The following is a 15104-nucleotide window of genomic DNA, read 5'->3' as shown; positions in this document are numbered from 1 at the left end:
TGCAGTGTGCGTTCGCGGCTGCCGACACACTTCGGTCGCGAACGAAGTGTGGGATGCGCCGCCGTTTTAGGATGGCCGCATGGACGACACCACCGCTTCCGACTTCCAGCTCGCCCGCCTCGCCGGCGCCATCGCCGAACCGGCGCGCGCCCGCATGCTGAACTGCCTGATGGACGGCCACGCTCGCACCGCGACCGAACTCGCCACCGTGGCCGAGGTGGCGGCCTCGACCGCGAGCGCGCACCTCGCGCGCCTGAAGGAAGAGCGGCTGGTCGAGGTGCTCGTGCAAGGCAAGCACCGCTACTTCCGCCTGGCCAGCGACGACGTGGCCGCCGCGCTCGAAAGCCTCATGGTCGTGGCCGGCGCACCGCGCCCGACGACCGCCGTCTTCCAGCCCAACACGCCGAGCCGCCTGCGCAGTGCCCGCACCTGCTACGACCACATGGCCGGCACCGCGGGCGTCGCGCTGCACGACCGGCTGCATGCGCAGGGCTGGCTCAGCGGGCTGGCGAGCGGCTCGTACGAACTCACGCCCGACGGCGCGATCGCGCTGGAAAGCCTGGGTGTCGAGGTCGATGCCGTGCGCCGTTCGCGCCGCCGCTTCGCCTGCGCCTGCCTCGACTGGAGCGAACGCCGCCCGCACCTGGGCGGCGCGCTCGGCGCCGCGTGGCTGCAGCTGTCGCTGCGGCGCGGCTGGGTGCGGCAAGAGCTCGACGGGCGCGCGCTCACGCTGACGCCGAAGGCGCAGCGCGAGATGCCGGAGTTGTTTGCCTGAGGGCGAGGGCGCTCAGGCCTTCAGTTTGAGCAGGTAAATCAGCGGACCGGCCATCGCCGTATCGAGTTCGAGAAAGCTCTCGAAGTCCTTCCCCGCCATCCAGTACGGGTCCCAGTTGTTGCGCTTGATGGTCTTCTGCCAGAGGTCGTGCGTGGTGGCGCGTTGCACCGCTTCGAGCAGCTGGCCGCGGCGGTAGGGCGGCACCTTCTTGCCGGTCATCACGCCGCGCCAGTTGGCCAGGTCGGCGTCCACGCCCTGTTGGCGCACCGACGAAATGCCCTGGAACGGGTGCTTGGACGACACGCCGATGGCGCGCAGCTTGCCGTTCGCGATGTGCTCGGCGAACTCGCTGTAGCCCGAGATGCCGGCCGCGGCCTTGCCCGTTTCGAGCGCTTCGACCACCTGTGCGCCGCCTGGGTGCGGCTGGTAGTTCAGCGACGCCGAGGCGCCGGCCACGCGCGCCAGCATGCCGGCGAACATGTGGTCCACCCCGCCGGCCGAGCCGCCCGCGATGACCGTGTTGGCGGCATCGGCGCGCAGCTGGGCGATGAGGTCCTTGGGGGTCTTGATGGGCGAGTCGGCCTTGACGGCGACCACCTCGTAGTCGCTGGTGAGCCGCGCCACGGGCGACACGTGCGCCAGCGTGACGGCGGGCTTCTGCAGCGCCACCGCGCCGACCATCACCATGCCGCTGACCAGCAGCGCCTCGGGGTCGGCGTCGTACTTCTCGACGTACTTGGCCAGCCCGATGGTGCCGCCCTTGCCGCCGATGTTCTCGTAGGTGACGGTACCCACGGCGCCTGAGGCCAGCAGGGCGGCGCCGAGGGCGCGGCCGGTCTGGTCCCAGCCGCCGCCTTCGTTCGCGGGAATGACGATGCGCAGCTTGCTGCTCAGCGGCGCGTCGGCCGCGCGCGCGTTGCCGGCCCACAGCGCGGCCTGGCCCGCACCGGCGGCAGCGGCCGAGGCTGCCAGCCAGGTGCCGAAACGGCGGCGGGACAGGGGGAGGGCGGCAGCAGGCGGCGAAGACGGGCGCATCGGGTTTCCAGTGGTGTACGTGACAGCCAATGATGTCCGCGAAACATGGCAATCACGCCCTCACCCTCACAGGGAGAAACCCTGAGGGGAAAGCAAAGGAAAGCAAACGGGATGCGTCGGAGCCTACTGGAAAGCCACTTCCGCGAAGCTTCGCAGCTTGCGGCTGTGCAGCCGGGTCGTGCCTTCCTGGCGCAGGATCTCGATGGCGCGCATGCCGATGCGCAGGTGCTGCTCGACGCGCTCGCGGTAGAAGTGGTTGGCCATGCCGGGCAGCTTGATCTCGCCGTGCAGCGGCTTGTCGCTCACGCACAGCAGCGTGCCGTAGGGCACCCGGAAGCGGAAGCCGTTGGCCGCGATGGTCGCGCTTTCCATGTCCAGCGCCACGGCGCGGCTCTGGCTGAAGCGGCGCTGCGGCTGGTTGGCGGGCAGCAGTTCCCAGTTGCGGTTGTCGGTGCTGGCCACGGTGCCGGTGCGCATGATCTTCTTGAGCTCGGGCCCTTCGCACTTCGTGACGTCGGCCACCGCCTGCTCGAGCGCGAGCTGGATTTCCGACAGCGCCGGAATCGGCACCCACAGCGGCAGCTCTTCGTCGAGCACGTGGTCCTCGCGCACGTAGGCGTGGGCCAGCACGTAGTCGCCCAGCTGCTGCGTGTTGCGCAGGCCCGCGCAGTGGCCCAGCATCATCCAGGCGTGCGGGCGCAGCACGGCGATGTGGTCGGTGATGGTCTTGGCGTTGGCCGGACCCACGCCGATGTTCGTCATGGTGATGCCGCTGTAGTCCTCGCGCACCAGGTGGTAGGCCGGCATCTGCGGCAGGCGCGGCGGCGCGGTGCCCTGGCTGCCGTCCAGCAGGTGGGCGAAGGTGTCGCTGTGGCCCGCGGCCAGCCCGCGTCGGCGCGTGATCACGTTGCCGGGCTCGATGAAGGCGATGTATTCGCTGTTCTCGTCGGCCATGGCCTCGTGGCCCAGGCGCACGAACTCGTCGATGTAGAACTGGTAGTTGGTGAACAGCACGAAGTTCTGGAACCACTCGGGCGCCGTGCCCGTGTAGTGGCGCAGGCGGTGCAGCGAGTAGTCGACGCGCGCCGCCGTGAACAGCGACAGCGGCTGCGGCTCGCCGGGCAGCGCCTCGAAGGTGCCGTTGGCAATGCCGTCGTCCATGGCGCCCAGGTCGGGCAGGTCGAACACGTCGCGCATGAGGGCGCGGCGTTCGGCGCTCATGGTGCCTTCGATGTGGTCGTTCTCGGCGAACGAGAAGTGGATGGGAATGGGCTGCGTGCTGGTGCCCACCTCGAGCTCGACCTGGTGGTTTTCGAGCAGCAGGCGGAACTGGTCGAGGTAATAGCGCGAGAACAGGTCGGGCCGCGTCAGCGTGGTCTCGTAGCGGCCGGGGCCGGCCACGAAGCCGTAGCTCAGGCCGGCGTTGGCCGGCGGCGTGTGGCGCGACACGGTGTGCGTGTGCACCCGCACGAACGGGTAGCAGGCCCGCACCCGGCCCGGCAGCGCCTCGCCGGCCACGAAGCGCAGCATCGATTCGCGCAGGTGGGCAAGCCCGCCCTGGTAGATGGCTTTGACCTGGTCGAGCGCCTCGGCGGCGTCGGTGAAGCGGGCGGGAGCGACGAAGGTGGGCATATAGGGCATGGCGTCATTGTGCAATGCGGGCGTGACGCGTGGGAGGTCGCCGCGCGGCGGTGTCGTGCTTCGGCGCGGCCCCCGGCGAGGTGGCCGCGAAGTGATTAACCTCGATGGTTTCCGCTGAACGAACGCAGGAAGGTGAAGGAATGAAAGTCGCAGTCATGGGTGCCGGCGCGGTCGGCTGTTACTACGGCGCCATGCTGGCGCGCGCGGGTCACGAGGTCGTGCTGATCGGCCGGCCTTCGCATGTGGAGGCGGTGCGCGCGCACGGGCTGCGACTCGAGACCAAGACCTTCGACGTGCAGGTGCCGCTCGATGCGAGCACCGAAGCGAGCGCGGTGCAGGGTGCCGACCTCGTGCTGTTCTGCGTGAAGTCCACCGACACCGAATCGGCCGCCGCGCAGATCGAGGCGCACCTCGCGCCCGGCGCGCTGGTGCTCACGCTGCAGAACGGCGTCGACAACGACGCGCGCGTGCGATCGGTGTTGACGTCCCACGACGTGGCCGCTGCCGTGGTCTACGTGGCGACCGAGATGGCCGGGCCGGGCCACGTGAAGCACCATGGCCGCGGCGAACTGGTGATCGCGCCGTCGCGCCGCAGCGACGAGGTCGCGCAGGCACTGATCGCCGCCGGTGTGCCCACGCAGATTTCCGACAACGTGCGCGGCGCACTGTGGGCCAAGCTGGTGCTCAACTGTGCCTACAACGCGCTGTCGGCCGTGTCCCAATTGCCGTACGGCGTGCTGGTGCAGGGCACGGGCGTGAACGACGTGATCCGCGATGTGGTCGCCGAATGCCTCGCGGTGGCGAAGGCCGAAGGCGTGGTGATTCCTGGCGACACCGATGCGGCCCTTCGCGGCATCGCGCAGTCGATGCCGTCGCAGTACTCGTCGACCGCGCAAGACCTCGCACGCGGCAAGCGCAGCGAGATCGACCACCTCAACGGGCTGGTCGTTCGGCGCGGCGAGGCACTGGGTGTGCCGACGCCGGCGAACCGCGTGCTCTTCGTGATGGTGAAGCTGCTCGAAGGCAAGCAGCCCCAGGCCAGCGTCTAGCCGGGCATTGGTTCGCGCATCGTCACGAACTCTTCGGCGGCGGTGGGGTGGATGCCGATGGTGCTGTCGAACAGCGCCTTCGTCGCACCCGCGCGCATCGCCACCGCAAAGCCCTGCACCACCTCGCCCGCGTCCGCGCCCACCATGTGCAAGCCGACCACGCGGTCGCTTTTCTTGTCGACCACGAGTTTCATGAAGGTGCGCTCGCCGCGGCCCGAGAGCGTGTGGCGCAGCGACTTGAATTCGCTCGAGAACACGGTGACCTCGCCGAACTTCGCGCGCGCGTCGATCTCGCTATAGCCGCAGGTGCCGATGTTGGGATGCGTGAACACGGCGGTGGGAATGAACTCGTAGTCCATGCCGCGCTTGCCTTTGCCGAACAGCGCATCGACCACCACCATCGCCTCGGCCAGCGCCACGGGTGTGAGCTGCACGCGGGTCGACACGTCGCCCACCGCGTAGATCGACGGCGCCGAGGTGCGGTAGTGCGCATCGACGGCGATGGCGCCCTTTTCGTCGACCTTCACGCCCGCCGCCTCGAGGCCAAGCCCCTGCGTGTTGGGTACGCGGCCGGTGGCGAAGAGCACGGTGTCGGCTTCGATCTGCTGGCCGCGCGCGAGCGTGACCACGAGGCCGTCGGGCCCGCGTGCGATCGACGAGGCCTCGCAGTTCAGGCGCACGTCGACGCCGGCCTTGCCCATCTCGTGCGCGAGGAACTGGCGCACGTCGTCGTCGAAGCCGGTGAGCAGGTGGGCGCGGCGGTGCAGCTGCGTCACCTTCGAGCCCAGGCCGTTGAAGATCGACGCGAATTCGCAGGCGATGTAGCCGCCGCCCACCACCAGCAGGCGCTTGGGGAACGGGTCGAGGTCGAACATCGCGTCGGAGGTCACGATGTGTTCGCGACCCGGAATCTCGGGCACGAAGGGCGTGCCGCCGGTGGCCACCAGCAGGTGGCGCGCGGTGTGGCGCTTGCCTTCGATCTCCACCGTGTGGGCATCGATCAGCTGGGCCCAGCCGGTGACGAGCGTGACGCCGGAATTTTTCAGGAGCGAGCCGTAGATGCCGTTGAGCCGGCTGATCTCTTTGGCGCGCTGCGTCTTGAGGTGGGCCCAGTTGAACTGCGGCGCCTCGGGCAGCTTCCAGCCGTAGCCTTCGGCTTCCTCGAAGGCCTCGGCGTAGCCGGCGGCATAGCTGTAGAGCTTCTTCGGGATGCAGCCCACGTTGACGCAGGTGCCGCCCAGTTCCGCGGCCTCGGCCAGCGCGACGCGCGCGCCGGTTTGCGCCGCCATGCGCGCGGCGCGCACGCCACCGCTGCCGCCGCCAATGACGAAGAGGTCGAAATCGAATGGTTGCATGGGAAAGACACTCCTTGCGGCCGACTGTAGCGGTGAGGCGAAGGCGGTGCTCGTGGCGGGGCTTGAGGGCCGGTGGCGAGCGAGAATTCGCGCTCGTCGCAACGGGAGTCCGAGGCCTCATGAAGAACAACACCAACAGCAATATCCACGGAATCGCGGCTGGCTGGCCGCGGAAGGGCCTGACCCTGTGTGCACTGGCGCTTGTCTGCCTGACGGCCAGTGCACAGCTCGCGCGCAAGCCGTCGTACTACCAGCAACAGAGCCAGCCGCAGCCCGAAGGGCCCGCCGCGCAACTGGTGCCCCGCCCCGCCGTGCCGGCCTCGTTGCCGGCGCTGCGCAGCCAGGGTGATTTCGACACGCTGGCGCGCGTCTACGACGCCGGCACGCCGATGCAACTGGCCCACGTGCTGTTCGCGATCGATCGGCAGGCCAGGCCGGCGCGCATGCACTACATCGACACGCCGCGCTTCCAGCTGCATGTGCGCTTCCTGCGCGACACGCGGCTCACGCCGAACACGGTCAAGCGTGAGATCGATCGCAACTACCTCGTGCCCGACCGCCGCTTTCTGTTCGGCACGCTGAGCTGGCAGCAGAACATCGGCACCTTCACCTACGAGTTCTGGGAAGGCGACCGGCTCACGGTGCCGCTGCTGCGCGAGGCCGAGGCGCAGGTGAAGGCCAGCTTCTTCGCGCCGGTGAAGTTCAAGACCAACTCCACGCTGCACGAGCGCATCGCGAAAGAGGCCAGCATCGACTTCGTGAGCCAGGAGGCGCTGATCCGCGAACAGCCCTTCCTGCCGATGAACCTCGGCACGGCCACGGGCCGCGTGCGCATCGTGAACGACGCCTCGGGCCTGAATGCGCTGCTGCCCGACGACATTGCCGTGCTGCGCGAGGTGCCGATCAACCTGCCGCCGGTGGCCGGCGTGCTGACCGAGCGGCCGTCCACGGCGCTGTCGCACGTCAACCTCCTGGCCAAGGGCTGGGGCATTCCGAACGCCTACGTGCGCGATGCCGCCACGGTGCTGAAGGCGCACGCGGGCCAATGGGTGGCGCTGAAGGTCGCGGCCTCGGGCTACCAGCTGCGCCGCCTCACGGCGGAAGAAATCGCCGCGCTGCCGCCGCGCACCGCGCGTGCCGCTGCCACCGGCGCGCTGCCTGGTAGCAAGGCCGCGAAGCCCGATCTGCGCGAAACGCGCCTGCTGCCGCTGGCTTCGCTGCGCGCGCGCCACAGCGTGCAATGCGGCTCGAAGGCGGCCAACCTCGGTGCGGTGCTGGCCGCGCGCATTCCCTCGACCACCGTGCCCGACGGCTTCTGCATTCCGTTCGCGCACTACGACCGTTTCATGCGATCGAACGGGCTGGCCGAGCGCATCGCGCGCATGCAGCAGCAGCCCGACTTCGCGGGCGACCCGCAGGTGCGGCTGAAGGCGCTGGCGCAGCTGCGCGAGGAGATCGTGCAATGGCCCGTTGAGGCCAGCACTGCGGCAGCCTGGCGTGCCGCGTGGCAATCGCAGCTGGGCGGGGGCGGCGTGTTCGTGCGCAGCTCGTCCAACTCGGAGGACCTGCCGGGCTTCAGCGGCGCGGGGCTCTACACGACGGTGCCCAACGTCAAGACCGGCGACGCGCTCGAGCTCGCGGTGAAGAAGGTCTGGGCCTCGGTGTTCAACCCCGAGGCCTGGGAGGCGCGCAGCGCCGCGGGCTTCGGCGCCGAGTCGGTGCTGATGGGCGTGTTCGTGCAGACCGCCATCGACTCGACCAACGCCGGCGTGATGATCACGCGCGACCCCTTCGACGCGGGCCACCCGCACGTCACCTACATCTCGGCCAAGCGCGGCATCGGCATCCGCGTGGTCGAGGGGAAGCGCGTGGCGGAGCAGGTGATGTATTCGAGCTGGTCGAAAGCCATCCAGGTGCTCAGCCGCTCGGCCGAAGAGACGGCGCTGCAACTGGACAAGGACGGCGGCGTGAAGGAAGTGCCCGTGGAGCTGGGCCGCCACGTGCTGACCGACGAACTGGTGGTGCGGCTCGCGAACGTGGGCGCGGCGGTGAAGCGCACGTTCAACGCGGTCGATCAGGACATCGAGTGGGCGACGGTGGGCGACAAGATCGTGCTGCTGCAGGCGCGGCCGTATGTGGAGCGGCGGCGCTGAAGGTGCTATCGCAAGCCTGGGGGATGAGGTGCATCGACGTCCGCTGACTGGGGAGCTTCATCACCACCGAGTCTCCAGACGGCCCAGAAAGCCAGCCCCGAACTTGCGCCAAGGAACATGATCTGGAAATCACGGGCCTGCAAGCCGTTCTCGGCGCGCAGATATACGGCAATGGCTGCCACCACGGCAACCCCCGACCCCATTGCTGACCACCAGCGCACAAGGTTGAAAAAACGGAATGCCATGAAGAACGGAGCTCCCAGAATGAATGTGACCGGGAGTGAAAAGACGCTGAGAAGGAGCGCGAGCCCCAGGATGGAACCCGCATCCGCGCCCGCGCCGTCGACGAAAATCATCATGCCCAGCGCAGACACGAAAGGTGGGACAGCGGCCGCGACGAAAAGACCGTACAGGGTAGCGTCTGCCTCGTTCATGCGCGACATGGTCGCTCGATGCTTCATTGCCTGTTCGCCGTCAGGTTTTCTGCATGGCGAGCAGGTACCCGACGCTCAGGGATCGGTGAAGCCTGAAGTTGCGGGTGAGCGGGTTGTAGCCCAGCCCCCGCTGGTCTCGCAGTTCGAGCCCGACCCGGCCGGCCGCCCGCTTGAGTTCGTCGGGCCGGATGAGCTTGCGGTAGTCGTGCGTGCCGCGTGGCAGGATGCGCAGCACTTGTTCGGCACCGAAGATCGCGATCAGCCGGGCCCACGGCGTGCGGTTGATCGTGGAGAAGAAAACCCACCCGCCCGGCTTGGTCATCCGTGCGCAGGCTTCGATCACGGCATCCGGTGAGGGCACGTGCTCGAGCATCTCCATGCAGGTCACTATGTCGAATCGGGCTTCGCAGCCATTGGCCAGAGCTTCGGCGGAGATCGCCTGGTAAGCGACGGTCGCGCCGCTCGCCTGTGCATGAAGTGCGGCGACTTTCAGCGGCTTGTCCGCGAGGTCGATGCCCAGCACGTCAGCGCCCTTGCGTGCCATCGACTCGGCAAGGATCCCGCCGCCGCAACCCACATCCAGCACTTTTCGTCCTTTCAGCGCACTTAGCCCATCGATCCATTCCAGTCGCAGCGGATTGATCTCGTGCAAAGGTCTGAATTCCGAACGCGGGTCCCACCAGCGGTCGGCCAGTGCCTGGAATTTGGCAAGCTCGGCAGGATCGAAGTTCACGAAGCTCATGTGGTTCTCCTTGAGGTTGTTTACCAGTGGCCGCGCGAGCGGTTCCAGCGGTACAGCTGTCGCGCGAAGGTGTTGTAGAGCCACGCGCCGACAGCACGCAGTCCCGGCCACCGCATGGGGCCGGCAAGCCATTGCCATCGCGGAGACAGGGCCAGTACACCGGCGATGGCATCGGCGCCGACTCGCTGGGTGCCGGAGGCATCGACCAGATGCAGGCGTTCGCGCACGTCCTCGAGTTGCAGACCGAGGGGTGTCAGTACCTCCGGCCGAGCATGTACGTCGACCCATTCCACGCTGTCGCCTGACAGCCTGTCGCGCATGGCGCAGACCCCCGCATCGCAGACCGGGCAGGCGCTGTTGTAGTAGACGATCGCTCGGGGAGGGCTCAAGGCAGAGGGTTCTTGCATGTCGGCTCCTGTTGTGCCGATTCTGCCATTCATTTAGCTAAATGCCTAAATAGCTAATTAGCGAATCAACTACGCAAGGCGTAAAATCGAGCCATGGAAAAAATCTTCGAAGCGCTCGCCTCCACGCCTCGGCGCAAGATCCTGGCGTACCTGTCGGAGACAGAGCTTTCGGCTGGAGACATCGCCACGCGCTTCGAGATGTCCAAGCCTTCGCTTTCCAAGCATCTGAAGATCCTGGAAGGCGCAGGACTCGTGAAGGCCGAGAAGCGAGGGCAGTTCATCTTCTACAGCCTGCAACGCGAAAGCCTGACCAACACGTTGACTGGCTTCGTGCAAGCGATTTGCCCTGTGTCCAAGGCGCTGAAGAAAGAAAGCCGGGCACTGGCCAGTCAGCGTTCACCGGCTTCGAAAGCCTGAGTTCTGGGTCGCGCGGCTCAGTGCACCTCAGCCGTACAGGTACTGCGGGAGCCACAGCGTCAACCCCGGCCAGATGTACATGAACACCATGCACAGGACGACACATCAGCATGTGCGGCATCTTCCCCGCGAAGATCTGGTTGATCGTCATGCGCGGCGGTGACATCCCCTTCAGGTAGAAGGCTGACATCGCCACCGGTGGCGACATGGTTGCACTCGGGCCCAGGCCGAGACGCAGTCACACCGGCGTGGCGCGCGGGCGATGGCTCGCCAGCGTGTTCAGCGGAATGCGCAGGTAGGCCACGCCGTTGTCGTCGGGCGGCGGCAAGCGGCCGCCGCGCACGTTGACCTGCATCGACGGCAGGATCAGCGTCGGCACTTCGAGCGTGGCGTCGCGCGCGGTGCGCATGCGCACGAATTCGTCTTCGCCGATGCCGTCGCGCACGTGGATGTTGTGGGCGCGCTGTTGCGCCACGGTGCTCTGCCAGCGGGGCTCGCGCGTGGCGGGCGGGTAGTCGTGGCAGACGTACACGGTGGTCTCGGGCGGCAGCGTGAGCAGCCGGCGCATCGAGCGGTAGAGCTCGCGCGCGTCGCCGCCCGGAAAGTCGGCGCGCGCGCTGCCCAGGTCGGGCATGAAGAGCGTGTCGCCGACGAAGACTGCGCCGTCGACGAGGTACGCCATGTCGGCCGGTGTGTGGCCGGGCACGCGCAGGGCCTGCGCCTCGATTTCGCCGATGTGAAAGTGTTCGCCATCCTTGAAGAGGTGGTCGAACTGGCTGCCGTCGGGCAGGAAGTCGCGCTCCAGGTTGTAGAGGCTGCGGAAGGTGGCCTGCACCGTGCGGATGTGCTCGCCGATAGCGATGCGCCCGCCGGCCTGCGACTGCACATGGCGCGCGCCCGAGAGGTGGTCGGCGTGCGCGTGGGTCTCCAGAATCCAGTCGACCTGCAGGGCCTGCGCGCGCACGTACGCCAGCAGGCGGTCGGCCGAGACGGTGTCGGTGTGGCCGGAGCGGAAGTCGTAGTCGAGCACCGGGTCGATGACGGCGGCGCGCTTCGTGGCGGGGTCCCACACCACGTAAGACACCGTGCCCGTTGCAGGATCGAAGAACGCCTGGGTGGTGGCGCGGGGCGTGGTCATGGGCACTCCTTTCACGAACGAGGTCGAACACTCATTCAAGCGACACATATTATATGAATCGATAGAATATAAATTCCCGAACTGACAATGTCCCCATGAAGGCTTCAACCCTCGTCATCGATCCCGCGCAGTTGCGCGGTGCGGCCGGCCAGGCGGTCGCCGTGCTCAAGCTGCTGGCCAACGAAGACCGGCTGCTGCTGCTGTGCCAGCTCTCGCAGGGCGAGATGTGCGTGAGCGATCTCGAAAGCGCGCTGGGCATCCGCCAGCCCACCTTGTCGCAGCAACTGTCGGTGCTGCGCACCGAGGGCGTGGTGACCACGCGCCGCGAAGGCAAGAACATCCACTACAGCGTGGCCGACCCCGCGCTGCTCGAAATCCTCGCGGTGCTGTACCGCCTTTACTGTCGGAAGGAGAACTGAAGATGCCCACCATCGACTGGCCTCATTTCACGCCCTGGGCCGCACTGGCCGGCGGCGTGCTCATCGGACTTTCCGCGGCGATGTTCGTGCTGCTCAACGGGCGCATCGCCGGCGTCAGCGGTGTGCTGGGCGGCTTGCTGCGCCCCATGAAGGGCGACGTGAGCTGGCGCGCGGCTTTCGTGCTCGGGCTGGTCGGCGCGCCGCTCGTGTACGGGCTGTTCGCTGTGCTGCCCGCGGTGCAGATCGACGCGGGCTACGGCACGCTCGCGCTGGCCGGTCTGCTGGTGGGCGTGGGCACGCGCTACGGCGCGGGCTGCACCAGCGGCCACGGCGTGTGCGGACTGGCGCGGCGGTCGCCGCGCTCGCTGGTCGCCACGCTGGCGTTCATGGCCGCGGGGTTCGCCACGGTGTTCGTGGTGCGCCACCTGTTGAATCTGTGAACCGGGAGACCTGCCATGTGGACCCCCATTGCCTCTTTGCTCGCCGGCCTTGTCTTCGGGCTCGGGCTCATCGTCTCCGGCATGGCCAATCCGGCCAAGATCCTGGGCTTTCTTGATCTGGGCGGGGCCTGGGACCCGTCGCTCGCCTTCGTGATGGCCGGCGCGGTGGCGGTGAGCACCGTCGGCTTCCTGCTGGCGGGCCGCCGCAAGGACTCGCTGCTCGGCGGGCCGATCACGCTGCCCAGCCTGCGCCACATCGACCGCCGCCTGGTCGGCGGCAGCCTGCTGTTCGGCGTCGGCTGGGGCATCGCGGGCTTCTGCCCCGGGCCCGCACTGGTTTCGCTCGGCTCGGGCGAGGTGAAGGCGCTGGTCTTCGTGGGCGCCATGCTGCTGGGCATGGGCCTGTTCGAAGTGATCGAGCGCCGCCGTTGAGCAGCGCCCGGAGTCGCCTGCTTACTTGTACAGCAGCTGCGGCAGCCACAGCCCGATCTGCGGCCAGATGTACAGCAGCACGATCGCCAGCACCTGGATGCCCATGAACGGCAGCATGCCCAGGAAGATCTGGTTCAGCGTGACGTGCGACGGGCTCACGCCCTTCAGGTAGAAGGCGGCCATCGCCACCGGCGGCGACAGGAACGCCGTCTGCAGGTTCAGCGCCACCAGCAGCCCGAAGAACAGTGGGTCGACACCGAAGTTGTCCAGCAGCGGGATGAAGATGGGCATGAAGATCACGATGATCTCGGTCCACTCCAGCGGCCAGCCCAGCAGGAAGATGATGACCTGGCTCAGGATCAGGAACTGAACCTTCGTGAGGTTCATGCTCAGCACCCACTGTTCCACCAGCGCCTGGCCGCCCAGCAGCGCGAACGCCGCCGAGAAGATGGCCGAGCCGACGAAGAGCCAGCACACCATCGCCGAGGTCTTGGCCGTGAGGAAGACCGATTCCTTCAGCACCGTGAGGTTGAGCCGCCGGTAGGCCGCGGCCAGCAGCATGCCCCCCAGCGCGCCCATGGCGGCGGCCTCGGTCGGTGTGGCCAGGCCCAGCACGATCGAACCCAGCACCGAGAGGATCAGCAGCACGAGCGGGAAGAACGAGGCCAGCAGCATCTTGAAGATCTCGAGCCGCGCGAAACTCAGGAACAGGTAGAACAGCGTGACCATCGCACCGAAGACGGCGAAGGTGACCCACCACCAGGTCGGCGCGGGGCGCACCGTGGCGGCTTCGGCCGGGGCCGACGATGCGGCGGCCGGCGGTTCCGCGACAGCGGCTGCAGGTGCGGCGGCTTCGGCAGCGGCACCGGGCGGTTCCGCCAGCGGGCCGGAAGACGCGGCCGTCTCTTCCGACGGCGGCTCTTGCAGCCCGCCTTCGGGTGGCGGTTCCTTCAGGCTGTCGTTCGACGGGGGCTCCTGCAAGCCGCCCGCGCTGCTCTCGCCGCTGGCCGCTCCGGCCGCGCCGATCTCCTGGATCTCGTAGCGCGCCTGCGCTTCCACCGTCGTCACCGATTGGTAGCTCAGGCCCGCAGCCAACAGGAAGAGCACGCCGGGCATCACGACGATGCCCAGTTGCTTCAGCACATGCGAGAACGGCACGTCGGCATTGCGGCGGCCTTTGAGCAGGCCGACCACCGCGTGCGCGGCGGGGCTGTCGGCCAGCCGCTGCGACAGCGGCGGCAGCGGCACCACGCGCTCGGCCTGCGACAGCGGCGGCGCCCACTGCGGCTTCAGCCACGCGATGATGATCACGTACACCACGTACAGCGACGCGAGCATCAGCCCCGGAAAGAAGGCGCCCGCATACAGCTGCACCACCGACACGCCCGCCGTCGCGCCGTACACGATCAGCAGCACCGACGGCGGAATCAGGATGCCCAGGCAGCCGCCCGCCGTGATCGCGCCCGCGGCCAGCGGCACGCTGTAGCCCGCGCGCAGCATGGCCGGCAGCGCCAGCAGGCCCATCAGCGTGACCACCGCGCCGACGATGCCGGTCGCGGTGGCGAAGATGGTGCAGGTGACCAGCGTCGCCACGGCCAGCGCGCCCGGCAGCCGCGCGAGCGCCAGGTGCAGGCTCTTGAAGAGCGACTCGATGAGGTTCGCGCGCTCCACCAGGTAGCCCATGAAGACGAACAGCGGCACGGCGATCAGCACGTCGTTGGCCATGGTCTTGTAGGCCGACTGCACCATCAGGTCGAGCGTGCGGTGCCAGTCGCGGTCGTAGGCCAGCCAGGTGAAGAGCATGCCCATGCCCATCAGCGTGAACGCCGTGGGAAAGCCCAGCATGATCGCCACCACGACGAGCGAGAGCATCAACAAGCCCAGGTGGCCGTTGGTGATGGTGTCGGCGCTCAGCAGCATGGCTGCCGCGCCGATGACGATGAGGGCCATGAACGACAGGCCGAACCAGAGTTCGCGGCGGATGTTCATCGCGCGGCCTCCTTGGCCACCACCACGCGGTCGAGCGCGGCGATGTCTTCGTCCTTCACGTGCACCATTTCCTTCAGCTTCTCGACGTCGACTTCCTCGACGTCCTGCTCGCGCGACGGCCAGGCGCCGGTGCGGATGCACTGCACGCAGCGGATGATCTCGACCACGCCCTGCAGCAGCAGCGTGAAGCCGGCCAGCGGAATGATGTACTTGAACGGATACAGCGGCAGCGGCTCGGCCGAGAAGGTCTGCTCGCGGATGGCGAGCGATTCGCCTGCATAGACCCAGCCGGCCCAGGTCAGCGCGATGATGCCCGGCAGGAAGAACAGAAAGTAGAGCACCAGGTCGACCAGCGCCTGCGTGCGGGGGCGAAAGAAGCCGTAGAGCACGTCACCGCGCACATGGCCGTTCTTGGAGAGCGTGTAGGCGCCGGCGGTCATGAACATGGCGCCGTACAACATGATCTGCGCATCGAGCACCCAGGCGTGCGGGCGGTTCAGCGCATAGCGCGAGAACACCTCCCAGCTGATGAGCAGCGTGAGCAGCAGCGCGCACCATGAGAACGTCTTGCCGATCCAGGTCGAGAACCGGTCGACGGCCAACAGGAAAGATTGCATCGAAAGGGGCTCCTCGCTGCGGGCGGTGCCGCGCGGACAGGCAAGCAAAGAGGGCACCGCG

The 15104-nt window shown here is 67.8% G+C and carries 16 protein-coding genes; 7 read left to right on the top strand and 9 right to left on the bottom strand.

Annotated features, from left to right (window positions below; genetic code table 11):
• The first annotated feature begins 79 nt into the window (after window positions 1–79).
• The gene (locus CY658_RS17125; protein WP_101491370.1) at window positions 80–775 is read left to right on the top strand and encodes an ArsR/SmtB family transcription factor; all 696 of its coding nucleotides are present in this window, start codon (window positions 80–82) and stop codon (window positions 773–775) included.
• Window positions 776–787: 12 nt separating this feature from the next.
• On the opposite strand, the gene CY658_RS17120 is transcribed toward CY658_RS17125, so the two are convergent.
• Both CY658_RS17120 and CY658_RS17115 read right to left on the bottom strand, forming a co-directional pair.
• Window positions 788–1810, bottom strand: coding sequence for a Bug family tripartite tricarboxylate transporter substrate binding protein (locus tag CY658_RS17120; protein WP_180838972.1), 1023 nt, complete (start codon window positions 1808–1810; stop codon window positions 788–790).
• Window positions 1811–1933: 123 nt separating this feature from the next.
• Window positions 1934–3451 carry an AMP nucleosidase gene (locus tag CY658_RS17115; RefSeq protein ID WP_101491369.1) on the bottom strand — a complete coding sequence of 506 codons (1518 nt, stop codon included), beginning with the start codon at window positions 3449–3451 and terminating at the stop codon, window positions 1934–1936.
• A gap of 140 nt (window positions 3452–3591) precedes the next feature.
• On the opposite strand from CY658_RS17115, the gene CY658_RS17110 reads away from it, so the two are divergent.
• Complete coding sequence (locus tag CY658_RS17110) at window positions 3592–4500, top strand: ketopantoate reductase family protein (RefSeq protein WP_101491368.1); 909 nt, start codon at window positions 3592–3594, stop codon at window positions 4498–4500.
• Here the strand turns inward: CY658_RS17110 and gorA are convergent.
• On the bottom strand, window positions 4497–5855 hold the full coding sequence (gene gorA / locus CY658_RS17105) for a glutathione-disulfide reductase (protein ID WP_101491367.1): 1359 nt from the start codon (window positions 5853–5855) through the stop codon (window positions 4497–4499). The genes CY658_RS17110 and gorA overlap by 4 nt on opposite strands.
• Before the next feature lie 119 nt (window positions 5856–5974).
• Here gorA and CY658_RS17100 point away from each other — a divergent pair, with 119 nt between their 5' ends.
• Window positions 5975–8008 (top strand): PEP/pyruvate-binding domain-containing protein, encoded by a 2034-nt coding sequence (locus CY658_RS17100; protein ID WP_101491366.1) that lies wholly within the window; start codon window positions 5975–5977, stop codon window positions 8006–8008.
• A 5-nt stretch (window positions 8009–8013) separates the two neighbouring features.
• On the opposite strand, the gene CY658_RS17095 is transcribed toward CY658_RS17100, so the two are convergent.
• The 3 genes from CY658_RS17095 to CY658_RS17085 are packed head-to-tail and all read right to left on the bottom strand — an operon-like array spanning window position 8014 to window position 9591.
• Window positions 8014–8451 carry a hypothetical protein gene (locus tag CY658_RS17095; RefSeq protein WP_101491365.1) on the bottom strand — a complete coding sequence of 146 codons (438 nt, stop codon included), beginning with the start codon at window positions 8449–8451 and terminating at the stop codon, window positions 8014–8016.
• Window positions 8452–8482: 31 nt separating this feature from the next.
• On the bottom strand, window positions 8483–9184 hold the full coding sequence (gene ubiG, locus CY658_RS17090) for a bifunctional 2-polyprenyl-6-hydroxyphenol methylase/3-demethylubiquinol 3-O-methyltransferase UbiG (protein ID WP_101491364.1): 702 nt from the start codon (window positions 9182–9184) through the stop codon (window positions 8483–8485).
• Between the two features lie 20 nt (window positions 9185–9204).
• Window positions 9205–9591 carry a thiol-disulfide oxidoreductase DCC family protein gene (locus tag CY658_RS17085; protein WP_180838971.1) on the bottom strand — a complete coding sequence of 129 codons (387 nt, stop codon included), beginning with the start codon at window positions 9589–9591 and terminating at the stop codon, window positions 9205–9207.
• A gap of 93 nt (window positions 9592–9684) precedes the next feature.
• Between CY658_RS17085 and CY658_RS17080 the strand changes: the two genes are divergently transcribed.
• On the top strand, window positions 9685–10008 hold the full coding sequence (locus CY658_RS17080) for a metalloregulator ArsR/SmtB family transcription factor (protein WP_101491362.1): 324 nt from the start codon (window positions 9685–9687) through the stop codon (window positions 10006–10008).
• A gap of 238 nt (window positions 10009–10246) precedes the next feature.
• Here the strand turns inward: CY658_RS17080 and CY658_RS17070 are convergent, their stop codons facing one another.
• Entirely contained in the window at window positions 10247–11146 is a 900-nt protein-coding gene (locus tag CY658_RS17070; RefSeq protein ID WP_101491361.1) for an MBL fold metallo-hydrolase, read from the bottom strand.
• A gap of 95 nt (window positions 11147–11241) precedes the next feature.
• On the opposite strand from CY658_RS17070, the gene CY658_RS17065 reads away from it, so the two are divergent.
• From CY658_RS17065 to CY658_RS17055, 3 genes are read left to right on the top strand one after another with little or no spacing between them, the layout of a single operon-like run.
• Window positions 11242–11565, top strand: coding sequence for an ArsR/SmtB family transcription factor (locus CY658_RS17065; protein WP_101491360.1), 324 nt, complete (start codon window positions 11242–11244; stop codon window positions 11563–11565).
• 2 nt (window positions 11566–11567) lie between these two features.
• Window positions 11568–12005, top strand: coding sequence for a YeeE/YedE family protein (locus CY658_RS17060; protein WP_101491359.1), 438 nt, complete (start codon window positions 11568–11570; stop codon window positions 12003–12005).
• A gap of 15 nt (window positions 12006–12020) precedes the next feature.
• Window positions 12021–12437, top strand: coding sequence for a YeeE/YedE family protein (locus CY658_RS17055; protein ID WP_101491358.1), 417 nt, complete (start codon window positions 12021–12023; stop codon window positions 12435–12437).
• 21 nt (window positions 12438–12458) lie between these two features.
• Here CY658_RS17055 and CY658_RS17050 read toward each other — a convergent pair whose 3' ends face one another.
• Complete coding sequence (locus tag CY658_RS17050) at window positions 12459–14426, bottom strand: TRAP transporter large permease (RefSeq protein WP_101491357.1); 1968 nt, start codon at window positions 14424–14426, stop codon at window positions 12459–12461.
• On the bottom strand, window positions 14423–15043 hold the full coding sequence (locus CY658_RS17045; RefSeq protein WP_101491356.1) for a TRAP transporter small permease subunit: 621 nt from the start codon (window positions 15041–15043) through the stop codon (window positions 14423–14425). Before CY658_RS17045 ends, CY658_RS17050 begins: the two co-directional genes overlap by 4 nt.
• Window positions 15044–15104 lie beyond the last annotated feature (61 nt).

Source organism: Variovorax sp. RO1 (assembly GCF_002849325.1).
Taxonomy (GTDB): domain Bacteria; phylum Pseudomonadota; class Gammaproteobacteria; order Burkholderiales; family Burkholderiaceae_C; genus Variovorax.
This window is presented reverse-complemented; position numbering and strand designations above follow the sequence as displayed.

Bases quoted from the DNA above. Each gene is read 5' to 3' on its own strand.
- gorA (WP_101491367.1), bottom strand. From the start codon at position 5,855: ATGCAACCATTCGATTTCGACCTCTTCGTCATTGGCGGCGGCAGCGGT.
- CY658_RS17060 (WP_101491359.1), top strand. From the start codon at position 11,568: ATGCCCACCATCGACTGGCCTCATTTCACGCCCTGGGCCGCACTGGCC.
- CY658_RS17085 (WP_180838971.1), bottom strand. From the start codon at position 9,591: ATGCAAGAACCCTCTGCCTTGAGCCCTCCCCGAGCGATCGTCTACTAC.
- CY658_RS17045 (WP_101491356.1), bottom strand. From the start codon at position 15,043: ATGCAATCTTTCCTGTTGGCCGTCGACCGGTTCTCGACCTGGATCGGC.
- CY658_RS17120 (WP_180838972.1), bottom strand. From the start codon at position 1,810: ATGCGCCCGTCTTCGCCGCCTGCTGCCGCCCTCCCCCTGTCCCGCCGC.
- ubiG (WP_101491364.1), bottom strand. From the start codon at position 9,184: ATGAGCTTCGTGAACTTCGATCCTGCCGAGCTTGCCAAATTCCAGGCA.
- CY658_RS17070 (WP_101491361.1), bottom strand. From the start codon at position 11,146: ATGACCACGCCCCGCGCCACCACCCAGGCGTTCTTCGATCCTGCAACG.
- CY658_RS17095 (WP_101491365.1), bottom strand. From the start codon at position 8,451: ATGTCGCGCATGAACGAGGCAGACGCTACCCTGTACGGTCTTTTCGTC.
- CY658_RS17115 (WP_101491369.1), bottom strand. From the start codon at position 3,451: ATGCCCTATATGCCCACCTTCGTCGCTCCCGCCCGCTTCACCGACGCC.
- CY658_RS17110 (WP_101491368.1), top strand. From the start codon at position 3,592: ATGAAAGTCGCAGTCATGGGTGCCGGCGCGGTCGGCTGTTACTACGGC.
- CY658_RS17100 (WP_101491366.1), top strand. From the start codon at position 5,975: ATGAAGAACAACACCAACAGCAATATCCACGGAATCGCGGCTGGCTGG.
- CY658_RS17055 (WP_101491358.1), top strand. From the start codon at position 12,021: ATGTGGACCCCCATTGCCTCTTTGCTCGCCGGCCTTGTCTTCGGGCTC.
- CY658_RS17050 (WP_101491357.1), bottom strand. From the start codon at position 14,426: ATGAACATCCGCCGCGAACTCTGGTTCGGCCTGTCGTTCATGGCCCTC.
- CY658_RS17065 (WP_101491360.1), top strand. From the start codon at position 11,242: ATGAAGGCTTCAACCCTCGTCATCGATCCCGCGCAGTTGCGCGGTGCG.
- CY658_RS17125 (WP_101491370.1), top strand. From the start codon at position 80: ATGGACGACACCACCGCTTCCGACTTCCAGCTCGCCCGCCTCGCCGGC.
- CY658_RS17080 (WP_101491362.1), top strand. From the start codon at position 9,685: ATGGAAAAAATCTTCGAAGCGCTCGCCTCCACGCCTCGGCGCAAGATC.